Consider the following 17,537-nt stretch of genomic DNA (forward strand, 5'->3'; position numbering starts at 1 on the left):
TTCGCGCATCACGGCCGGGACGGGTAAACGCCTCCAAGGGACATTACATATCCGATCGCCTGGTAGGGCATCATGTTGTTATGTGGCTGGTCCCCACCGGCGTCTCCGATGGCCGACGGACTCATGACCGCTCCCGCGCCCTTGTCGTTGGCGAAGCAGGGCACCGGCGGACGGCTATCCTGATTGGCCCACATCTGCCCAAGCGGGCTTTTCAGATTACCTCTATTTCTGGCATGCGCCGGATGGTAGTGCTTCGGCATTTCCGCGACAGTCAGTTTCACCGTTGCTGCTCCTGCTACTTTCCCCAACTGGTAAGGTGTAAGTTTCGTCGTTGATCCTTCATCATCTTTCTGAGGCGGTATTGCCCCAGAAACGTAGTCACAACCAACCGCCGCTTTTCCCCGCAAATCAGGCAATGCGAAAGTGGTGACGTCGTCACCGCCGTAGGTGTTGCGAAGAAGGGCGAACAGCGGTGCGTTGCCACTGACAGGCAACAGTCGCCCGTCACATGGCACGGTCCTGTCGGAGTCCCATTTCCCTGCCAGGATCTTGATCATTCCCATATAATCGTCAAATTCGAAGCCCTTTGCCGGATATATGCCGGCTACGCAAATGGCATAATTGACAGCCAAATACGGCGACATATTGCTGTGCGGCATGCCATAGCCGACCATGTCGAGCGTTTGGTCATTCATGGTGGCGTTCGCCTGCGTGACATATCCTGCGTCCGACGCCCAGTAGTTGTCTTGCGGGCTAACAACGTTTGACGGATTGGTACTCGCCAAAGCCTGATGGTGGTGCTTCGGCATCTCCTGCACGGTGAGGCTGTGCGTTTCCTCCCCGCCACGGGCAAACATCGGATAATCCGGTCCGTTGCCGATAAGCACCCGGTTGCGAAGATCAGGAACATTGAAATGAGCTCCATCCCCTCCGAATGCCCTGCCAATGAGGTCGAACAGCGCCTGGTTCTTACTTATTTCCAATGCTCTGCCATCGCAGGGAACCCAATATTTGACATCCCCGGGATAGGCAAACATTCTTATTTCTGAAAGATATAATTGAGGCATAAAAATTCGATTTTAAAAATTAAAAATTATCAACCGAAAGACGGGTACTCGCCGGAAATCGCAATACAGTATACGATGGCAAGGACGGGCATGCGGTTTTCATGCGGTTGTCCACCGCCCTCCGTCATGATACTCTCCCTGTTCATCGAAAAATTACCGGCAGTGCCCGGCTCGGCGTACCGGGCCCCATGTTGGTCGGAAGCCGACCAAACCGCATTGGTCGCATCTTTTGAATTGACCTGGTCGGAAGTGCTGCAATTGGGGATATGAGTATGGCGGGGAAGCCCTTCCAACGCCAGCTCCACCGATTCCGAACCGTCTATTTTCCCGACAGGGTTATGTTCGCTTTGTCCCAATACCACGCGCGACCGTAGATCGGGCAGTGCAAAAGTGGTGACTCCGTCGCCTCCGTACCGGGTGCCGATCAAATTGAAAAGGTAAGGATTCTCTTCTATCTTCAGGATTGCGCCGTTACAAAGCGCCCAGCCTCTGGGCACAAAATTCAGGGCAAACGCTGCTATTTCTCCAATATATGGATCCATTGTATTTGTATTATTTTTAGGTTAACGGTTGATGTTACTATCGTAGGTTCCACTCTCTTACAGGCAAGACCAGGGAATGGTCGTGCGCAGAACATCGGCTAGCCGCGCGAAGGAAATATTCCATTACAACAGATCATGAACTCAATGCCGAGATAGGGCATCATATTATTATGAGGCTGGTCAGCGCCTGCTTCGCCGAGCGCGGAGGGATGCATCGCATGCGCGGTACCTGATGTTGCCGCGAATCTGTTAATCGGCGGACGGCTATCTTCATTCGCCCAAACCTGGCCCTCAGGACGTTGCGTAGTCGCCTTTTTCGAAGCCAGCGGCGCATGGGTATGCGAAGGCATTTGGTCCAGTTTCAGGGTTACCTTATCCGTTCCCGCCTTTTCTCCTATCTTATAAGTGGTGAGTTCAAATTTGTCGAACGGCCAGTATTGTATGACCGCACGCCCGCGCAAATCGGGCAGAGCAAATGTAGTAGTCCCATTACCGCCGTACTTTGTGCCAAGAAGGCTATACAATGCCGTGTTGCTGGCAATCGGCAACTCCCTTCCATCGCAGGGAAGCCAATATTGAGGAATCACTTTTGCCGCAAACGCCCGGACTGTTCCCAAATACTCTTCTATCGGCGGAAAACTCCCGTCGGTAAACATACCGTCTGTGCATATCGTATAGTTGATGGCGAGGTACGGCGACATATTGTCGTGCGCTACTTCCTTCCCTGTCGCTTCCAAAGCCTGATCGCTCATGAAAGAGTTGTTTTGAGTAACATAACCTGCATCGGCAGGCCAGAAATGATCTTCCGGAGTCGGACTATCCGAGCCGCCGCTACTTACCACCGCCTTATGCCGGTGTCTGGGCATTTCGTCCAGCGTCAGCTTGTGCGACTCTTCTCCCCCCGGGGAAAAATCCGGATAGGCCGCGCCATTGCCAATAAGCACTCTGTCCCGAAGATCGGGAAGCTTGTAACGTCCGTCCTCTTTCCCGAATGTAGCTCCGATAAGCCGGAAAAGCTGGTCTTCCGAATTTACCGGGTAAGATCGTCCGTCGCATGGAACATATCCCTGAATTTCTATCGGGAAACCAAACATCCTGATTTCCGCGGGGAAACTCAGCCCGTAACCGCCGGGACCGCGACTCGGAAAGGGTCCGTCTACGGCGATCGCGTATGTGAGCGCTAGCATAGGCATTCTGTTTTCGTGCGGCTCAGAGCCTCCCTCAGGCAAAATGCTTCCGGTACTCATTTTAGTCGCCCCCGGCGCTTGCCCATACCGTGTGCCGTGTTGTGTCGATCCAGACCAAAATCCATTCGTACCGTCGATAGAATTGCTGTTATCGGTGTTGCTGCATGCAGGCACATGCCGATGCGGAGGCAGGTTTTCCGCTTTCAATGTAATTGTCTCGAATCCGCCTTTTGTGCCGACGGGATTGCGGTCGCTTTGTCCCAGGGGAATCCGCGAGCGAAGGTCCGGTAAAGCAAACGTCGTTTTACCATCTCCGCCATAAGCATTTCCTATCAGGGAGTGTAAAGCGGCAAATCTTTCGATGGGGAGTATTTGTCCCGCACAAGCGAGCCAACCAGCCGGCGCGAAGTCCGCTGCAAAAATCCTGATTTCTCCTATGTAATAATAATCCATAAGCCGAAAGGGTTAGTAAGTTCTAGAATGCTCCAAATAAAGCATCCAGTGTCCCCGAAAGCCTAAAAAAGCGCGTCACAAAAACGTCACAATTATCAAAATACAGTTACAATAACACACAAAACCCGCTCTGAATCATTCCAGAACGGATTTTGTTGATGTCAGAAGACGAATGCAGCCAGGTCAGGAATTTTTTAGGCTAATGCCGTCAGGCATGAAATATTGGTAGAAAACCTGTAAATGCGAATGTCAACAAAAATCCCGTCAGGGATGTAACAACAATGCATCGCAATGCATTGTCGTTACATCCCTGACGGGATTTTGATTCAATAACAATTCGATATATCTCTACCGATATTACGTCGCTACGCGACTTACATCAGACGTCACCATTCAACGGCGATTTATTCACTCATTCACTCATTCAATCATTCAATCATTCAAAATTAATACCCCGGATTCTGCGGCATCAGGTTCGGATTCACCTGCAACTCCACACGCGGCAGGGGCATCAGGTAATCGCGGTTTGGGTTGAAACTATCGTGCGGTTCCAATGCATCCGGGCCTTTGAACACTTTTTCGCCCAGGTTCCGGCGCTTGATATCGTACCAGCGCTTGTATTCGAATGCCAGTTCAAGGCGCCGATCGTCGAGGATGAGGTCGATCATGGCTTCCTTGGAGAGGCCTGCTTTGGCGTCCGCGGGGAAGGTGGTCTGTTTGCCGGCCCAGTTACGCGCTCTTGCCCTCACCTCGTTGATATAACCCAGTGCCTCCGCATTCGGCCCGTTCACTTCCACCGATGCCTCGGCGGCGATGAGCAGGATTTCGGCGTAACGCATTGCGGCATAGTTATGGTCGGAATAGCGGCCTTCGGAATTGGAATTACCTGCAAAACGGGCATACTTGGCAATGTGCGGGCGCTTGGTGTTCGTAAACTCGGTGTAGGGAACGAGCTTACCGCCGATCAGCAGCGAATCGTCAAAACTTACCTCTTTACGGTAGTCGCGGTTATCCCAGGTGCTGTACACTTTCAGCGACGGAACGATCACGCTCCACCCGCTGCGCGGTGCATCGCCTCCGCGCACACCCGTCATAGGCGCCATGATGTCGTCGTTGGCACCGCCGTCACCGGATTTCAGGCCAAGAAAATCGACATCGAAAATGTGTTCCTTCATATTCGGGGCCTGAGGAGCCTTGAAAAGCGTCTGAAAATCTGCTTCCAATGCATATCCGAACTTATCCTTGTTGTCGATTACCCATTTCGCTTCGGTATAGGCCTTCTGGAATTGCCCCATCGTGAGGTGTACCGAGGCCAGGTAAGAAGCGGCCGTACCCTTGCTAGCGCGACTCCGCACTTCCGACGGCTGCTTGTCCGGCAGCCACTGTTTGGCATATTCCAGGTCGGCGATAATGCTGGCGTAAACCGTAGCCGCCGGCGTTTTGGAAATGGATTTGACAGACTCCGGGTTACTGATGAAATAATCGATGTAAGGAATATCGCCGAATACCTGCACGAGGTGAAAATAGGCGAATGCGCGGATGAAACGAGCTTCCGCGATGAGCGGATTGCCGGTATTCTCCGGCAGATTGAGTCCTTGCGCACCGAAAATGGCCGCATTAGTCGAGCTGATCACCTGGTACCAGACGGGCCAGAACTGGTTCACCATGTTGTTGTTGTCATCCATGTTGAAATCGTTCACCTGCTGGCGTTCGGCGGGCGTACCGCGGTCGCCGATATCCTCCATGTCGCTCCGCAGCATAAGCGCCGATACAAACTGGCGGCCGTAAAGCCGTTCGGTGGCGATCCAGCCGTAAGCGCCCATAATGGCTGTTTCTACATCTTTGGAAGTCCTGAACAAAGCTTCGGGTGCGAGCAGGCCCACGGGCTTTTCGTCCAGGTCCGCGCAGCCGAGCAGCATGGAAAGTGCCGCCGTCAGGATTATTGATCTATTGAATAAATGCTTCATTTTGATGTCCGTTTAATGCTTAAAAACCCAGGTTCAGGCCAATGGTGTACGATTTCGCGTTCGGGTAGCTGCCGTAGTCGAGGCCGAGGTTACGGTTGCTGTCGGTATTGCCGTCCGACGAGTAGTTCACCTCGGGGTCGTAGCCCTTGTATTTGGTGAAAGTCAGGATGTTCTGGGCGCTGGCGTAAATGCGCAACTTGCTGATATGCAGCTTTTCAAGCACAGGTTTGGGAAAATTATAACCGATAGCAAGGTTTTTCATCCGGATAAAACTACCATCCTTCACGAAGCGCGTCGAAACGCGGCGTGTACGGCCAACGGTCGCTTTGGGCACGTCGGTATTGGTGTTCGAAGGCGTCCAGCGGTTCAATGCATCGGTGGTAGCATTGTTGATAGCCGACAGCAGATTAAGCTCCATCAAAGTATAGCTCAGCAGGTCGTTGCCTTTCGATGCCTGGAAAAACACATTCAAATCAAAGCCTTTGTAACTGAAATCGTTGTTGAGGCCCCAGGTGAATTTCGGGTGCGGATTACCGATTATCGTGCGGTCGTCGCTGTTGAGCGTGCCGTCGGGCTCACCAGTAAGGCGACCGTTCGAATCCTTTTTACCATTGATATCCCTGAATTTCTCCCCTCCTGCAACTGTTTCGAACCCTCCGCCGGGAATGAAGCTATCACCCTCCTGATAAACGCCGTCGTAGATCCAGCCGTAGAAACTACCCACAGGATAACCTTCACGCAATATCTGGGTTTGTCCCATTCCCACCATATGCCCCGGCGCCGAGCCGTAAAGAATGTCGGTACCAGCAGGTAGTTTCAGGATTTTATTACGGTTCAAAGAAAAGTTAATGTCTGTGCTCCATTTGAAACCGCCTACCAGGTTACGGGTATTCAATGTAAACTCGACACCCTTGTTTTCAACTTCGCCGATGTTCTGCAACTGGTTGGTATACCCCGAATATTGAGGCAGTTGTACACTGAAAAGCAGGTCCTTGGTCACGCGGCGGTAGTAGTCGGCCACGAGGTTAAGGCGGTTGTTGAACAAGCTCACATCCGCGCCGACGTCGAACTGGTGCGTAGTTTCCCAGGTAAGGTCGTCGTTGGCAACAGTGGTGGGCCGCACCGCATTTACCGGTGCCCCATTGATGATCGCGTACACGTTCGAGAAGCGGGCCATGGTCTGGTATGGTTCGATGGCCTGGTTGCCCGTCAACCCGTAGCTCACGCGCCACTTCCATTGGCTAATCGCCGAGATGTTTTGCATAAACGGTTCGCTCGACATTTTCCAGGCAAATGCGCCGGAAGGGAACGTGGCCCATTTGTGGTTTTTACTAAAATTCGAAGAACCGTCCTGGCGGATATTAGCCGTAAACAAATACTTATCAGCCAGCGAATAAGTCAAACGGGCATAATAGGAAGCCAGTACCCATTCCGTGAGCCCGGAAGTAGGACTTTGCCAAACGGACGAACCGCCCAGGTTCCAGTAAGAAACCGCATCGGTAATGAACGACTGTCCCGAGCCGCCCGAGTTTTCGCTCGACGATTTCTGGTAGGAATAGCCCGCCATTACCGACAAATCATGCAACGCACCTATCTTTTTATTGTAGGTCAAATAATTCTCATTCAGGAGCAATGTGCTTTTATTACCATTCACCGTCGCCGCGCCGCCCACATTCCGGCCGTCGTTCAAGGTTGTGGGGGTGAATGTGCCCGTGCGGCCGCTGTTGGTTGTAGCGCCCAATGTTACCCTCAATTTCAAATCTTTGAGAATATTGTATTCGGCATAAAGGTTACCCTGAATCCGGTCGGCCAGCGACTCGTTTTCCAGCTGTGTGGCAATGGCATACGGGTTATCGATCGGGTCACTTAGCCTACCCACCGTAAAGCGTCCATTCGCGTCCCGGATCGGCTGGTCGGGTTCGAATTTCAATGCGGCCGACATGACACCCGGCGTGAGGCCACCGGAGCCTTCCTGCGTACGCGACTGCTGGCGCGATACGCGCTGCGCGAAGAGGTTCAGACCGAGTTTCAACCGTTTGGTAGCATTTATATCGATGTTGCTCGTCACGGAATACCGTTTGTAGCCTGAATTCAGGATTACACCTTTCTGATCGTAATAGGCACCCGACACATAATATTTCACCGCCTCGCTGCCGCCTGCTACCGACAGCTGATGGTTCTGAATGCCGCCGCGACGGAAAATTTCGTCCTGCCAGTCGGTATCCGCGCCCTGCGGAACGATGGTCGGCCGCGCTTCCTGCACATAGTCGAGAAATTGCTTCGCATTCAGCAGATCGAGGCGGTTGATTTCCTTCTGGCTGGAAAACGAGGTATTGAAATCGATGCGCGGCTTACCCGAAGTACCTTTTTTGGTAGTCACCATGATCACGCCGTTGGCGCCGCGCGATCCATAAATGGCTGTGGCAGAAGCATCTTTGAGTATTTCAATGGATTCGATATCCTCCGGCGGGGGTAATGTACCACCTACGAAGCCATCCACCACGTAAATAGGGTCACTGCTCGCATTGATCGAGGTTCCGCCGCGGATACGCACTTTGAAATTCGACCCCGGCTCGCCGTTATTGGCCTGTATCTGCACACCCGCCGCACGTCCCTGCAATGCTTGTACGGTACCTAATGCCGGATAGGCGGTCAGTTCCTGTGATTTTACCGACGCTACCGAGCCGGTCACGTCGCTTTTCTTCACCGTACCATACCCTACCACGAGTACTTCTTCGAGCGACTTCTGGTCGGTTTTTAGACTGATATTGATCTCCGTCCGGCTGCCTACCTGCACTTCTTGCGGCTCGTAACCTACAAAGCTGTAAATCAACACGGTATTTGCATTATCGACACCCAATGTATAGTTTCCATTGGCGTCCGTGGACGTGCCCGTTTGTGTACCCTTTACAAGGATATTCACGCCCGGAAGGGGTTCGTTTTTGTCGGCATCGGTCACGCGGCCCTTGATCGTAATTTCGATACCGGCCTGCAATCCGCTTTTCACCGACGCTTCCGGCTCCCCGGAATTCCATTTCGGCGTTTCCGACGGGCGGATTACGATATTCTTGCCCGAAACCTCATAGGTAAGCCCCAGTGGCACGAGAAATTCTTCCAACACTTTCGAAAGTTCCTGGTTCGATTGCTGGATCGTCACTTTCCTGCCCGATTGGATCATTTTGGAACTGAAAATAAACCGGACGCCGGCCTGCTTTTCGATCTGGTGCAGGACTTTTTTCACTTCCAGGTCCTGCGCTTGCAGGCTGATGCGCTTGTTGAGCAGCTCCTGCGCACGCACGTCCGCCGCGAACGCATTCCCGACCAGCCAAACCGACATTACCAATTGCGCGACGCTTATCCGCATAAGAACTAACCATTTACGATGGAACTGTACCGGTATTTTCATAAATTTGAACGGTTTTGTTAATTGAAACTTGGCAAAATCTTCCTCCTCATCCCATTTGCATGAGATGTGACGGTCTGCTAACCACTGAGGATATCCGAGCCGGCCATGTTGGCGCATGGGCCGGCTTTTTATTTAGTTATTTCTGCAACCTTTCCCTTCCACCACGATTCGCCCGTCGATGCTCTCGTAGCTGGCGTTCACCGCCTTACACACGAGGTCGAGCTGCTCGTAAAGCGACATTTCCGTCAGCGTGGCGGTGATGGGGCATTCGTCCATGATATTTTTGTCGTAAATAATATCGATACCGTAAGCGCTCTGCAATGCGCTCAATACGGCCGATACGGGCGCTTCGTCAAACTCCAAATGCGGCGCGACGCCGGCGTCGGCCACTACTTCCGGCTCGGGAACGAGACTTTTGGTGATCTTCACACTGGTACGCACAAAAACGACCTGCTGATTAGGCTCGATTACCACACCCGTCAGCTCGCGGCTGCTTTGTTTTTCGGGCATATCCGGATCTTCTCTTGAAAATACCGCCACTTTACCTGTCCTCACAGCTACCGAAACCTCTTGCTCATCGGCAAAGGACCGGACCGTAAAACTGGTACCCAACACTTTGGTTACCAATTCATTGGCATACACAAAAAAAGGTTTGGACGGATCTTTGGCAATGTCAAAAAATGCCTTTCCCGAAAGAAAAACCTCTCGGCGACCTCGGTGGCCGTCCCCGAAATGCGGGGGATAGCTTATTTTACTGCCCGGATCGAGGGTAATGCTACTACCATCTTCCAAACTGACCGTCAGCGGCTGATCGGTTGCATTCACGGTTTCACGCATTTCCATCTTTGTTGCGGCGACGAGCTGCTCGTAACCGACAGCTTTCGGCTGATGACGCAGCCGGAACATCCAGCCTAATCCCGCCAGCAAAACGAGTATTGCGGCAACGCGCACCGCGCGACCCGCGTACCACGGCGGGCGGCGTTCCTCCGCACTATCCAGGTTTCGCGCTTCCAGTCGCTCTACGATCCGTTCCACTGCCTTACGCTTTTCAGGATTTGATAATGAGGCATTTGCAGGCCTGATCGATAGTACCAGCTTCCGGGCCCGCTCCACCATTTCACGCTTTTCGGGATGGGCAGCGAGCCAGTTTTGCCAGGTTTCGTCGTCCTCGCGCGTCGGGTTAAGCACCCAGTTGCGGAACGGCTTATCCCAGACAAACTCCCCCAAACTGAAATCGCGGTAACGGTCCATGTTCAAAATTTAGCTTTTCAAACACCATTAGACCGTCCCGGCAGCGGGATACTGTATTTTTCTGATTTTTTTTGCAATTTTTAAATGAGGTATTTCAAACTAAAACGGCAGCGCCAAAACCAGCGAAACGATGGCTTTCCAATGCGATTTGATAAACTTGAATGCCTCTTGCAGCAGATTGGAGACGGATTGAGGCTGAATGTCCATCACCATCGCGATCTCTTCGCGTTCCATATCGTTGTAAAAACGGAGAAAAACGGCCTCTTTTTGCCGTTTGGGAAGCTCATTGAGCATTTCGGTCATGCGGGAGGCCAAAATCCGGTCGTTTTCGGATTCGATCAGCTGGTACTCTGCGTTGAATTCGAGATCAAAAACAATGTCCGATTCATTATAGTAATCCATGCAATCCATCCGCAGGCGTGAGGCGAGGCGGTGGAGACGACGGCGCAGCGACGCAAGCAGGTAAGGTTTGGGGGGAATTTCGGGGTTCAATGCATTTCGCTTTTCCCAAACGCCCAGAAAAACGTCCTGAATGCAGTCCTTAATGAGCTCGCGATCGCCATTGAACTTTGTTCCGTAGTGAAAAAGCAGGTCGTAGGTGCGGTCGATGAGGTGTTCATAAGCGGTGACATCCCCGGCAAGCATTTCCCGCCACAGCTTCTGCTCTTCTTCCAAATACATGGCCGGATGGAGGTCTGAACGGGTTAAAGCCTTCATGAAAACGGGTGAATTTTAGTCAGGTCTGAAAACGAAAAGCAGCCCGGGCCGCTTTCTTACTACTATCCATCTTATTTAATCTTCGAACAATTATACCGACGCAGCTAACGCATACCCTATACGCCCGCGTCCTCATCACGATTTAAACATCGGCAGCGGATTCAGCGGATGACGCAAAAAATTGGCACCGATCTTCCGAATCAAAAACCAATGGAATCCGGCATTCGGGAATCTCCGGCGCAGGCGTCGAAGTACCTGCGGGTCGGTGCCCAACGTGAGGATGCCGAGCGACACGTCATTCCAGTCCGCTTTCCGGAAGGTTTCGACCGTCACAGGAAATTGGCCACGATAAGGCCCGACCTTGTGGTGCCAATAAATCATGGCTGTAATTTCGGCAACACCGGCGCCGCCTTGCGCGGAGTTCAGGTAATGTTCGGCTTGCCCGATGGATGGCGGAAGATAGTCGATCGTGTGGGCCGTCCAGATGCCGATGTCGTGAAATACCGCTGCGATCGCATAGTTGTGACGATTAGCAGGGTCCGTGTCGCGCGTCACGCAGGTCTCGAACACCCGGTGAACGTGATTGGCGTATTTTTCAAAGTCAGCACCGATCTCCTTTTTAAAACGCCCCAGGAGTTCGTCGATAAGCGGTTCACGGTCTCGCATCGCAATACATTTGAGTGAATGCGATAATTTACAGATAATCAGGATAATTTCACGGATTTCGGGGCTATCCGACAACAGCTACCGGTATCTGACCTACTGTCAGGTTATTTCGGAGCGCCGGGCGTCCGTTTCTTCAACTTCCTCAGCGTTCGGGCATCGATCGGAATGATCGTCCCGTGCTTGTGATCTTTCGGGACGGTTACTTGTTTGGAAATATTGGTAAAAGTTTTGAAATCGGACGTTTGTACTGCCCCGTAAGTTTTGTCGCGATACTGATCGAAATAAATCAGCCAGTCGTTTTTAACCTTCACGACTGTTGGTCCTTCGGTTAAAAAGCCTGTGAATGGCTCGGAAACATTTTGATAGGGGCCCAAAACGTCATTCGCAAATGCCACTTTGATGTTCCGCTGCGGACGGGTATTGTCTTTCAAAACCAATACATAATCATTCTTTTTCCGCTTGGCGATCACGCAGTCGATCACGCTGAAACCCGGATCGAGGAATAATGCGGCTTTGGAGAACGTCTGAAAATCCTTTGTGGTCACGTAGTACATCCGGTGATTATTGCGCTCATCCTCCTCGCCTTTCGGAAATTTGAAAGGAATCGTGGATGCCCAAATGATCACGAAACGATCGTTTTCATCATCATAAAACAACTCCGGCGCCCACACATTCACGACCTCCGGCTCATGCTCCATCACGGGCAAAAACCGCTGCTCCGACCAATGCACCAGATCTTTCGAACTCGCATACCCGAAACCTTTGTCGCCCTTCCAGTTGGTCGTCCAGACGAGGTGGGACATCCCATCCTTCCCCCGCGCAATCGAAGGATCGCGCATGAGTTTGCCGCCAACCTCGGGTTTGAGGTAACCGCCACCAAGGTCCGTCCAATGATAGCCATCGTCGCTGTACGCGAGATGCAGCCCATCCGTAGCCGGTTCGCGGAAGGAGGTGAAGAGGTAGGATTGTTTTTGGCAGGACGAAAACAGCAGGCATGCAACAAGAAACAGTAAGTAAAATCGGTTCATTTTAAAATTTTTTCTGGCAGTTGATAACTGAGTTTAACCGTTCGGCCTTTTAGGAACATCTCTTGCTAATTACCGGCAAAACCGGAACTTAACTGGCTTGCAATGAAGTATTTTGCAAGGTAATTTTACATTGTTATTCATCAACTAATCACCTCGCGACTATGACCGAAGTAACATTCAGCACAATACAGCTTGGGGCTAAAAAGACCTCACTCGCAGCCCGGCTCGCCCATTTTATAAAAGTGTTTGCAAAATCGCCTTCCAACTGGCTCAGCATGCGCATCGCGGCGGACCTCATGCGCGATACCGAATTTATCGAGCGGCAGATGAAACTGATCAAACAGATGGACGACGAGCAAGTTGAAAAAGGAATGGCATTCATCCGAGGCATATTGCCGGAGTTGGTCAAAATGGATAATGCGATCGAAAAAATTCAAAACCCTGCTTTGAGCGTTGCATTCCGTCGGCACGAACTGGCAATATATAAACTGGAAGCAAAACTGCATGTCAAGCAAACAGAACATTTACCCGTGATACCAACGGACCCTGAACTCCGCGAGGCTCTTTATTATAACACCATCATGTCCCTCAGCACACTTATAAAGTAAATGACTTTTCATCCCGGCGACATTATCTCATTTGAATTTCTTATACCGTCGACGGGCCGATATCTCACACATTCAGCAGTTGTGTTATCCTGTACCGAAGTTTACCATCATGACAGCATTTACGTCTGTGCCATGATGTCCTCCAACAATACCAACGATCGTTTCACATTCAAATTGGACAACTCAATGCTCCAAAACGCGAATAGTAAAGGTACTTCGCAAATAAGGTGTCATCTCATTACCTACGTGGATGCAACGAAAGTGCATCCGACGCAAGGAAACCCCTACAACCGCCTAACCAGGCAAGCCCTTAAAATGCTTTTGTCCCATATCAACACTAGTACATTTGGATTTGAGAGAACTAACTAGCCCCTCCTACTCCCCCTTCCCATTCGACTTATCAATAATCACCGCCAGCAAAATCACCAGCCCTTTCACCACCTGCTGCCAGAACGGCGATACATTCAACAGTACCAACCCATTATTCAACACCCCGATAATCAGCGCGCCGAGGACGGTGCCGAGGATGCTGCCCCGACCGCCGGAGAGCGAAGTACCACCGATGACGACGGCTGCGATCGAATCGAGCTCGTAGCTGATACCCGCGTTGGGCTGGGCGGAGTCGAGGCGCGATGTGACCATGATCCCGCCCACCGCTGCAAGCGCTCCGGCAATGGTATAGACGATGATTTTTACCCTGTTAACATTGATCCCTGACAAACGTGAGGCATTTTCATTGCCTCCGATCGCGTAAATGTAGCGACCAATGCGTGTCTTATCAGTCAGGAAAACGGCGAGTGCGATCACGATAATGGAGATCCAGACGGGCACAGGGATGCCCAGAAACCAGCCGGTACCGATAAAAAGGAACGTATCCCCCAGCCCGCTGATCGGAAAACCGCCCGTCCAGAGCATGGTAAGGCCCCTTGCGACTGTCAGCATGGCCAGCGTAGCCACAAACGGCGGCACATTGAACCGGGTGATTGCCCAGCCATTGAACGCGCCGAGGGCCGAGCCCGTCACACCGCCAGCGAGAATGGCGCCGAGCACGGTGAACCCGATAAACAGGTTTTGGGAAGGTATTTCAATGCCGTTTTTGAGCAACCCAGCCGTAATAGCACCACACAATGCAAGTACCGAGCCGACAGATAAGTCAATGCCCGCCGTTAGCACAATCAAAGTCATACCCACCGAAATGCAGATATTGACGGAAATCTGCCGCATGACATTCCATAAGTTCGAGAATGTCAGAAACTTATCCGACATAATGCTCAATGCCAGGCACAGCAAAAACAATGCAATAAGCGATTGAAAGCGGGCTATCGGGAAGCGTGTCAGGAGCGTTGCCCCGCTACTTTCCGTCGCCAGCCTTTTTTCGGTGGCCGGAGGGGTGCTACCGGTAACTGAATGAATGTCTTGTGGCATAGGAATATTGGTATTCACAAATTTCTACATATAACTTCTTCAATATCAAGCCGCAGACGGTCGGACGTTTGCGTTCGTTGCACCGATCGCCGCTTTCAGTATTGCGTCTTCCGACGCTTCGCTTGCCAGAAATTCGCCTGTCAATCTTCCTTCCGACATTACCAGGATGCGGTCGGAAATGGCGAGGATCTCAGGGAGTTCCGATGAAACCATCAGAATGCCCAAACCTTCGTCGGCGAGACGGATAATGAGCTTATAAATCTCTGTTTTTGCATTGATATCGATACCGCGCGTCGGTTCGTCGAGCAGGAGCACCTTCGGGCGCGTTGCCAGCCATTTGGCGAGGACGATTTTCTGCTGGTTACCTCCGCTGAGGTTCCTGGCCTTCTGATCTTTCGACGGAGTTTTAATGCGAAGCTCGCTGATATAGCGGTCGGCCAGCTCGCATTCCTTCGAATTATCGAGCGTACCAAGGTTCTCCATTTCCTCCAATGTGGTGAGGCTGATATTATTCTTCACGCCCAGCCCCAGCACCAATCCGTCCTTCTTCCTGTCCTCGGGTACGAGCGCGAGCCCGGCCGCAATAGCGCGCGCGGGAGAATCGCAGCAAATAGATTCACCGTCTATCAGCACCTTCCCGCTCGAATGCGCCGGATGCAGCCCGAAAATAGATTCCAGCAGTTCTGTCCTACCTGCGCCCATCAGGCCGAAAAGTCCCACAATTTCCCCTTTACCGATACTAAAAGAAACATTGCTCAGCACATTACCCGCTTTCAAACGACTTTTCAGGCTCAGGTTTTTCACTTCCAGCAATGATTCGCAGGCGCCGCGGTCGGTGGTTTTGCGCATAACTTCTATTTTCCGGCCTACCATTTTGCTGATCAACTGGTCCTGCGTCATACCGGCCATTTCGCCGGATTCGATGCTCTTGCCGTCGCGGAGTACCACGTAGTTGTCGGCAATGCGGAAGAGCTCGTCGAGCTTGTGGGAGACGTAGACGATGGCTTTGTTCTGCGCTTTCAAATCGGCGATAATGTCGAATAAAACCTCCACTTCCGAGCCGGTGATAGCCGATGTAGGCTCATCCATGATAATCAGCTCGGCGTCCGTGAGTAACGCTTTCGCGATTTCCACGATCTGCTGCTGGCCTACTTTGAGTTTGAAAACCTGCGAATCGGGATTTACTTTGAGTTTCAACCGGTCGAGTAGTTCCTGCGTGCGTTTGCGCATGCGGCTTTTGTCCATCGTGCCGTATTGCGTCACCAGCTCGCGACCGAGGAAAATGTTTTCGGTAATGGTCAGGTAAGGAATTAAATTGAGTTCCTGGTGGATGATCACCACACCCTGCTGCTGGGCATCTTTCGGACCGGCAAACTTCGCTATTTCTCCTTTGTAGCAGATATCTCCTTCGAAATCAGGATAAACACCCGACAGTATCTTCATCAAAGTCGATTTTCCCGCCCCGTTCTCACCGATCAGCGCGGTCACTTTTCCGGCTTCGATCGATAATGAAACATCATCCAACGCCAGCACGCCCGGAAACCGCTTCGTAATATGCTTCACTTCCAACAATGTCGCTGTGTCCGTCATGGCTTTTCGATTTGGAGACTTACCGGGATAACTTCAATGTCATTGGTCTGCAAATGCGCCCGGTTCAGTTCAATAGCGCCGGAGAATGCCACCCGGTCACCCTTTTTTACTTTGGATTTGAATGGCGGCACCACTTTTTCGCGGATCAGCTTGTTGATCTCTGCCGACACATTATTGAAATCCATCGAATTGGTAAATGCATTGATGTCTATTGCACCCGAGGCGTCGCGCACCGCATTACCGAAGATGTATTCCATAGCAATGCGCACATTTCCAGTGTTTCCTCCGGCGTCAGCCAGTTCTACGGACACTTCATTTTCACTCACATCGGCTACCATGCCCTGCCCTCTTACCATAAAATACCGGATATTTCCGATGCCTAATGCGTGCGAATGCTGTTCAAAAGCTTTGTCTTTATCGGTTTTGAGTTGGGATAATAATGCATTCAAGTCCACCGCTTTCGACAAGCCGGGAGTAAGTTTTTTGTCCCAAAAATTTTTGGCATAACCGGCAGCATCGAATGCCGCGGCACCCGCTTTCACCTCATCCAGCTTTTTGAAATACACCGAATTATAGGCCAGTAATGCAAACACCGCCACGTAGAGCAGGTATCGGATCGGTTTGGGCATAGCTATTCTTTTTCGCCGTAAGCGGCATAGTTTTCGACATTATCCTTTCTTACCAGTTCCACGGCCACCGGCATTTTGCCCGGGAAATCGCGTTTGCCTTTGAAATACGCATCGGCAAATGTGGCGGCAGTTTGCGCCATCACTTCGGGGAACTGCATTCCGGTGGCCAGTATTTTGCCATCCTGAATGGATTTTACCACATCCTCGGCCCCATCGAAGCCGAATACCTTTACGCGATCTGCCTTCCCGGAGGCAACCAATGCCTGGTAAGCGCCCATGGCCATGGCATCGTTTCCGCAGAACACACCATCGATATCCGGGTGCGCTTGCAGGATCGATTCCATTACTTCCATCGCCTTATTCCGGTCGAAATCGGCGCTTTGCTGGGCAACCATTTTCAAACCCGGATAAAAATCGACTACACTATGAAAGCCCTTCGAGCGATTCCAGGTATTGTTATCGCCTACCATACCGAGGATTTCCACGTATTTGCCCTTCTTATTCAATGTCTCGACGAAATACTTGCCAATCGCCACGCAGCCGGAATAGCTGTCCGACAAAATCTGCGAGGTAGCCGCGCCATTCGCATTCACCTCCCTATCCATGCAAAACACCGGCACACCGGCCGCCACGGCATTTTTCACATTCACAATCGAGCCGTCCGCATCGGTCGGGTTGAACAGGATGGCGTCGTAGCCCGAGGCGATCGCATTGTCGAAATGGTCGGTTTCCTGGGCGGTGTTATTTTGGGAATCAAAAATTTTGGATTCGTAGCCGAGCTGTTTCGCTTTTGCCTCGGCTTTTTGTGCGAGGAAAACAAACCAGGGATTATTGAGCGTCGAAATCACGATCGCGATCTTTTTCGGCTCGTCTTTGGATTCTTTTGTTTTACAACCATTTAATCCAAATGCAAAAAAGACGCAAAAAAGGGCTATCCGGTAAAGTATGCTGGTTTTCATGCTGCAATGGTTTTAGGTGGTCGCACATCGGGCGCCTGGCTC

At 51.6% G+C, this 17,537-nt stretch carries 15 protein-coding genes; 2 read left to right on the forward strand and 13 right to left on the reverse strand.

From position 1 onward, the window contains the following. Window positions 1-8: 8 nt before the first annotated feature. The 9 genes from BLQ88_RS29130 to BLQ88_RS29170 all read right to left on the reverse strand — a co-directional run bounded on the left by BLQ88_RS29130 (window position 9) and on the right by BLQ88_RS29170 (window position 12,284). Complete coding sequence (locus tag BLQ88_RS29130) at window positions 9-1,067, reverse strand: phage tail protein (protein WP_090156546.1); 1,059 nt, start codon at window positions 1,065-1,067, stop codon at window positions 9-11. A 29-nt stretch (window positions 1,068-1,096) separates the two neighbouring features. Further along, window positions 1,097-1,609 (reverse strand): phage tail protein, encoded by a 513-nt coding sequence (locus BLQ88_RS29135; protein WP_090156547.1) that lies wholly within the window; start codon window positions 1,607-1,609, stop codon window positions 1,097-1,099. Window positions 1,610-1,707: 98 nt separating this feature from the next. After that, the gene (locus BLQ88_RS29140) at window positions 1,708-3,249 is read right to left on the reverse strand and encodes a phage tail protein (protein WP_090156548.1); all 1,542 of its coding nucleotides are present in this window, start codon (window positions 3,247-3,249) and stop codon (window positions 1,708-1,710) included. 446 nt (window positions 3,250-3,695) lie between these two features. Beyond that, a complete protein-coding gene (locus BLQ88_RS29145; protein WP_090156549.1) occupies window positions 3,696-5,216 on the reverse strand; it encodes a RagB/SusD family nutrient uptake outer membrane protein in 1,521 nt (506 codons plus the stop codon). Between the two features lie 19 nt (window positions 5,217-5,235). Continuing rightward, window positions 5,236-8,553 carry a TonB-dependent receptor gene (locus BLQ88_RS29150; protein WP_374754784.1) on the reverse strand — a complete coding sequence of 1,106 codons (3,318 nt, stop codon included), beginning with the start codon at window positions 8,551-8,553 and terminating at the stop codon, window positions 5,236-5,238. A 201-nt stretch (window positions 8,554-8,754) separates the two neighbouring features. Continuing rightward, window positions 8,755-9,873 carry a FecR family protein gene (locus BLQ88_RS29155; RefSeq protein WP_090156550.1) on the reverse strand — a complete coding sequence of 373 codons (1,119 nt, stop codon included), beginning with the start codon at window positions 9,871-9,873 and terminating at the stop codon, window positions 8,755-8,757. Between the two features lie 99 nt (window positions 9,874-9,972). Next, window positions 9,973-10,590 (reverse strand): RNA polymerase sigma factor, encoded by a 618-nt coding sequence (locus BLQ88_RS29160; protein WP_090156551.1) that lies wholly within the window; start codon window positions 10,588-10,590, stop codon window positions 9,973-9,975. A gap of 135 nt (window positions 10,591-10,725) precedes the next feature. Continuing rightward, complete coding sequence (locus BLQ88_RS29165; RefSeq protein WP_090156552.1) at window positions 10,726-11,256, reverse strand: hypothetical protein; 531 nt, start codon at window positions 11,254-11,256, stop codon at window positions 10,726-10,728. Window positions 11,257-11,360: 104 nt separating this feature from the next. Beyond that, window positions 11,361-12,284 (reverse strand): glycoside hydrolase family 43 protein, encoded by a 924-nt coding sequence (locus BLQ88_RS29170; protein WP_090156553.1) that lies wholly within the window; start codon window positions 12,282-12,284, stop codon window positions 11,361-11,363. Window positions 12,285-12,445: 161 nt separating this feature from the next. Here BLQ88_RS29170 and BLQ88_RS29175 point away from each other — a divergent pair, with 161 nt between their 5' ends. Together BLQ88_RS29175 and BLQ88_RS37625 are read left to right on the forward strand one after the other, a co-directional pair. Beyond that, the gene (locus tag BLQ88_RS29175) at window positions 12,446-12,892 is read left to right on the forward strand and encodes a hypothetical protein (RefSeq protein ID WP_090156554.1); all 447 of its coding nucleotides are present in this window, start codon (window positions 12,446-12,448) and stop codon (window positions 12,890-12,892) included. Further along, window positions 12,893-13,261 carry a type II toxin-antitoxin system PemK/MazF family toxin gene (locus tag BLQ88_RS37625; protein WP_090156555.1) on the forward strand — a complete coding sequence of 123 codons (369 nt, stop codon included), beginning with the start codon at window positions 12,893-12,895 and terminating at the stop codon, window positions 13,259-13,261. 6 nt (window positions 13,262-13,267) lie between these two features. Here the strand turns inward: BLQ88_RS37625 and BLQ88_RS29185 are convergent, their stop codons facing one another. The 4 genes from BLQ88_RS29185 to BLQ88_RS29200 are packed head-to-tail and all read right to left on the reverse strand — an operon-like array spanning window position 13,268 to window position 17,495. After that, complete coding sequence (locus BLQ88_RS29185; protein ID WP_310590158.1) at window positions 13,268-14,317, reverse strand: ABC transporter permease; 1,050 nt, start codon at window positions 14,315-14,317, stop codon at window positions 13,268-13,270. 45 nt (window positions 14,318-14,362) lie between these two features. Further along, on the reverse strand, window positions 14,363-15,907 hold the full coding sequence (locus BLQ88_RS29190; RefSeq protein WP_090156556.1) for a sugar ABC transporter ATP-binding protein: 1,545 nt from the start codon (window positions 15,905-15,907) through the stop codon (window positions 14,363-14,365). After that, complete coding sequence (locus BLQ88_RS29195) at window positions 15,904-16,536, reverse strand: DUF2291 domain-containing protein (RefSeq protein ID WP_090156557.1); 633 nt, start codon at window positions 16,534-16,536, stop codon at window positions 15,904-15,906. Before BLQ88_RS29195 ends, BLQ88_RS29190 begins: the two co-directional genes overlap by 4 nt. Before the next feature lie 2 nt (window positions 16,537-16,538). Continuing rightward, window positions 16,539-17,495: a D-ribose ABC transporter substrate-binding protein gene (locus tag BLQ88_RS29200; protein WP_090156558.1), complete on the reverse strand. Its 957-nt coding sequence runs from the start codon at window positions 17,493-17,495 to the stop codon at window positions 16,539-16,541. Window positions 17,496-17,537 lie beyond the last annotated feature (42 nt).

Source organism: Dyadobacter soli (genome assembly GCF_900101885.1).
Lineage (GTDB): Bacteria > Bacteroidota > Bacteroidia > Cytophagales > Spirosomataceae > Dyadobacter > Dyadobacter soli.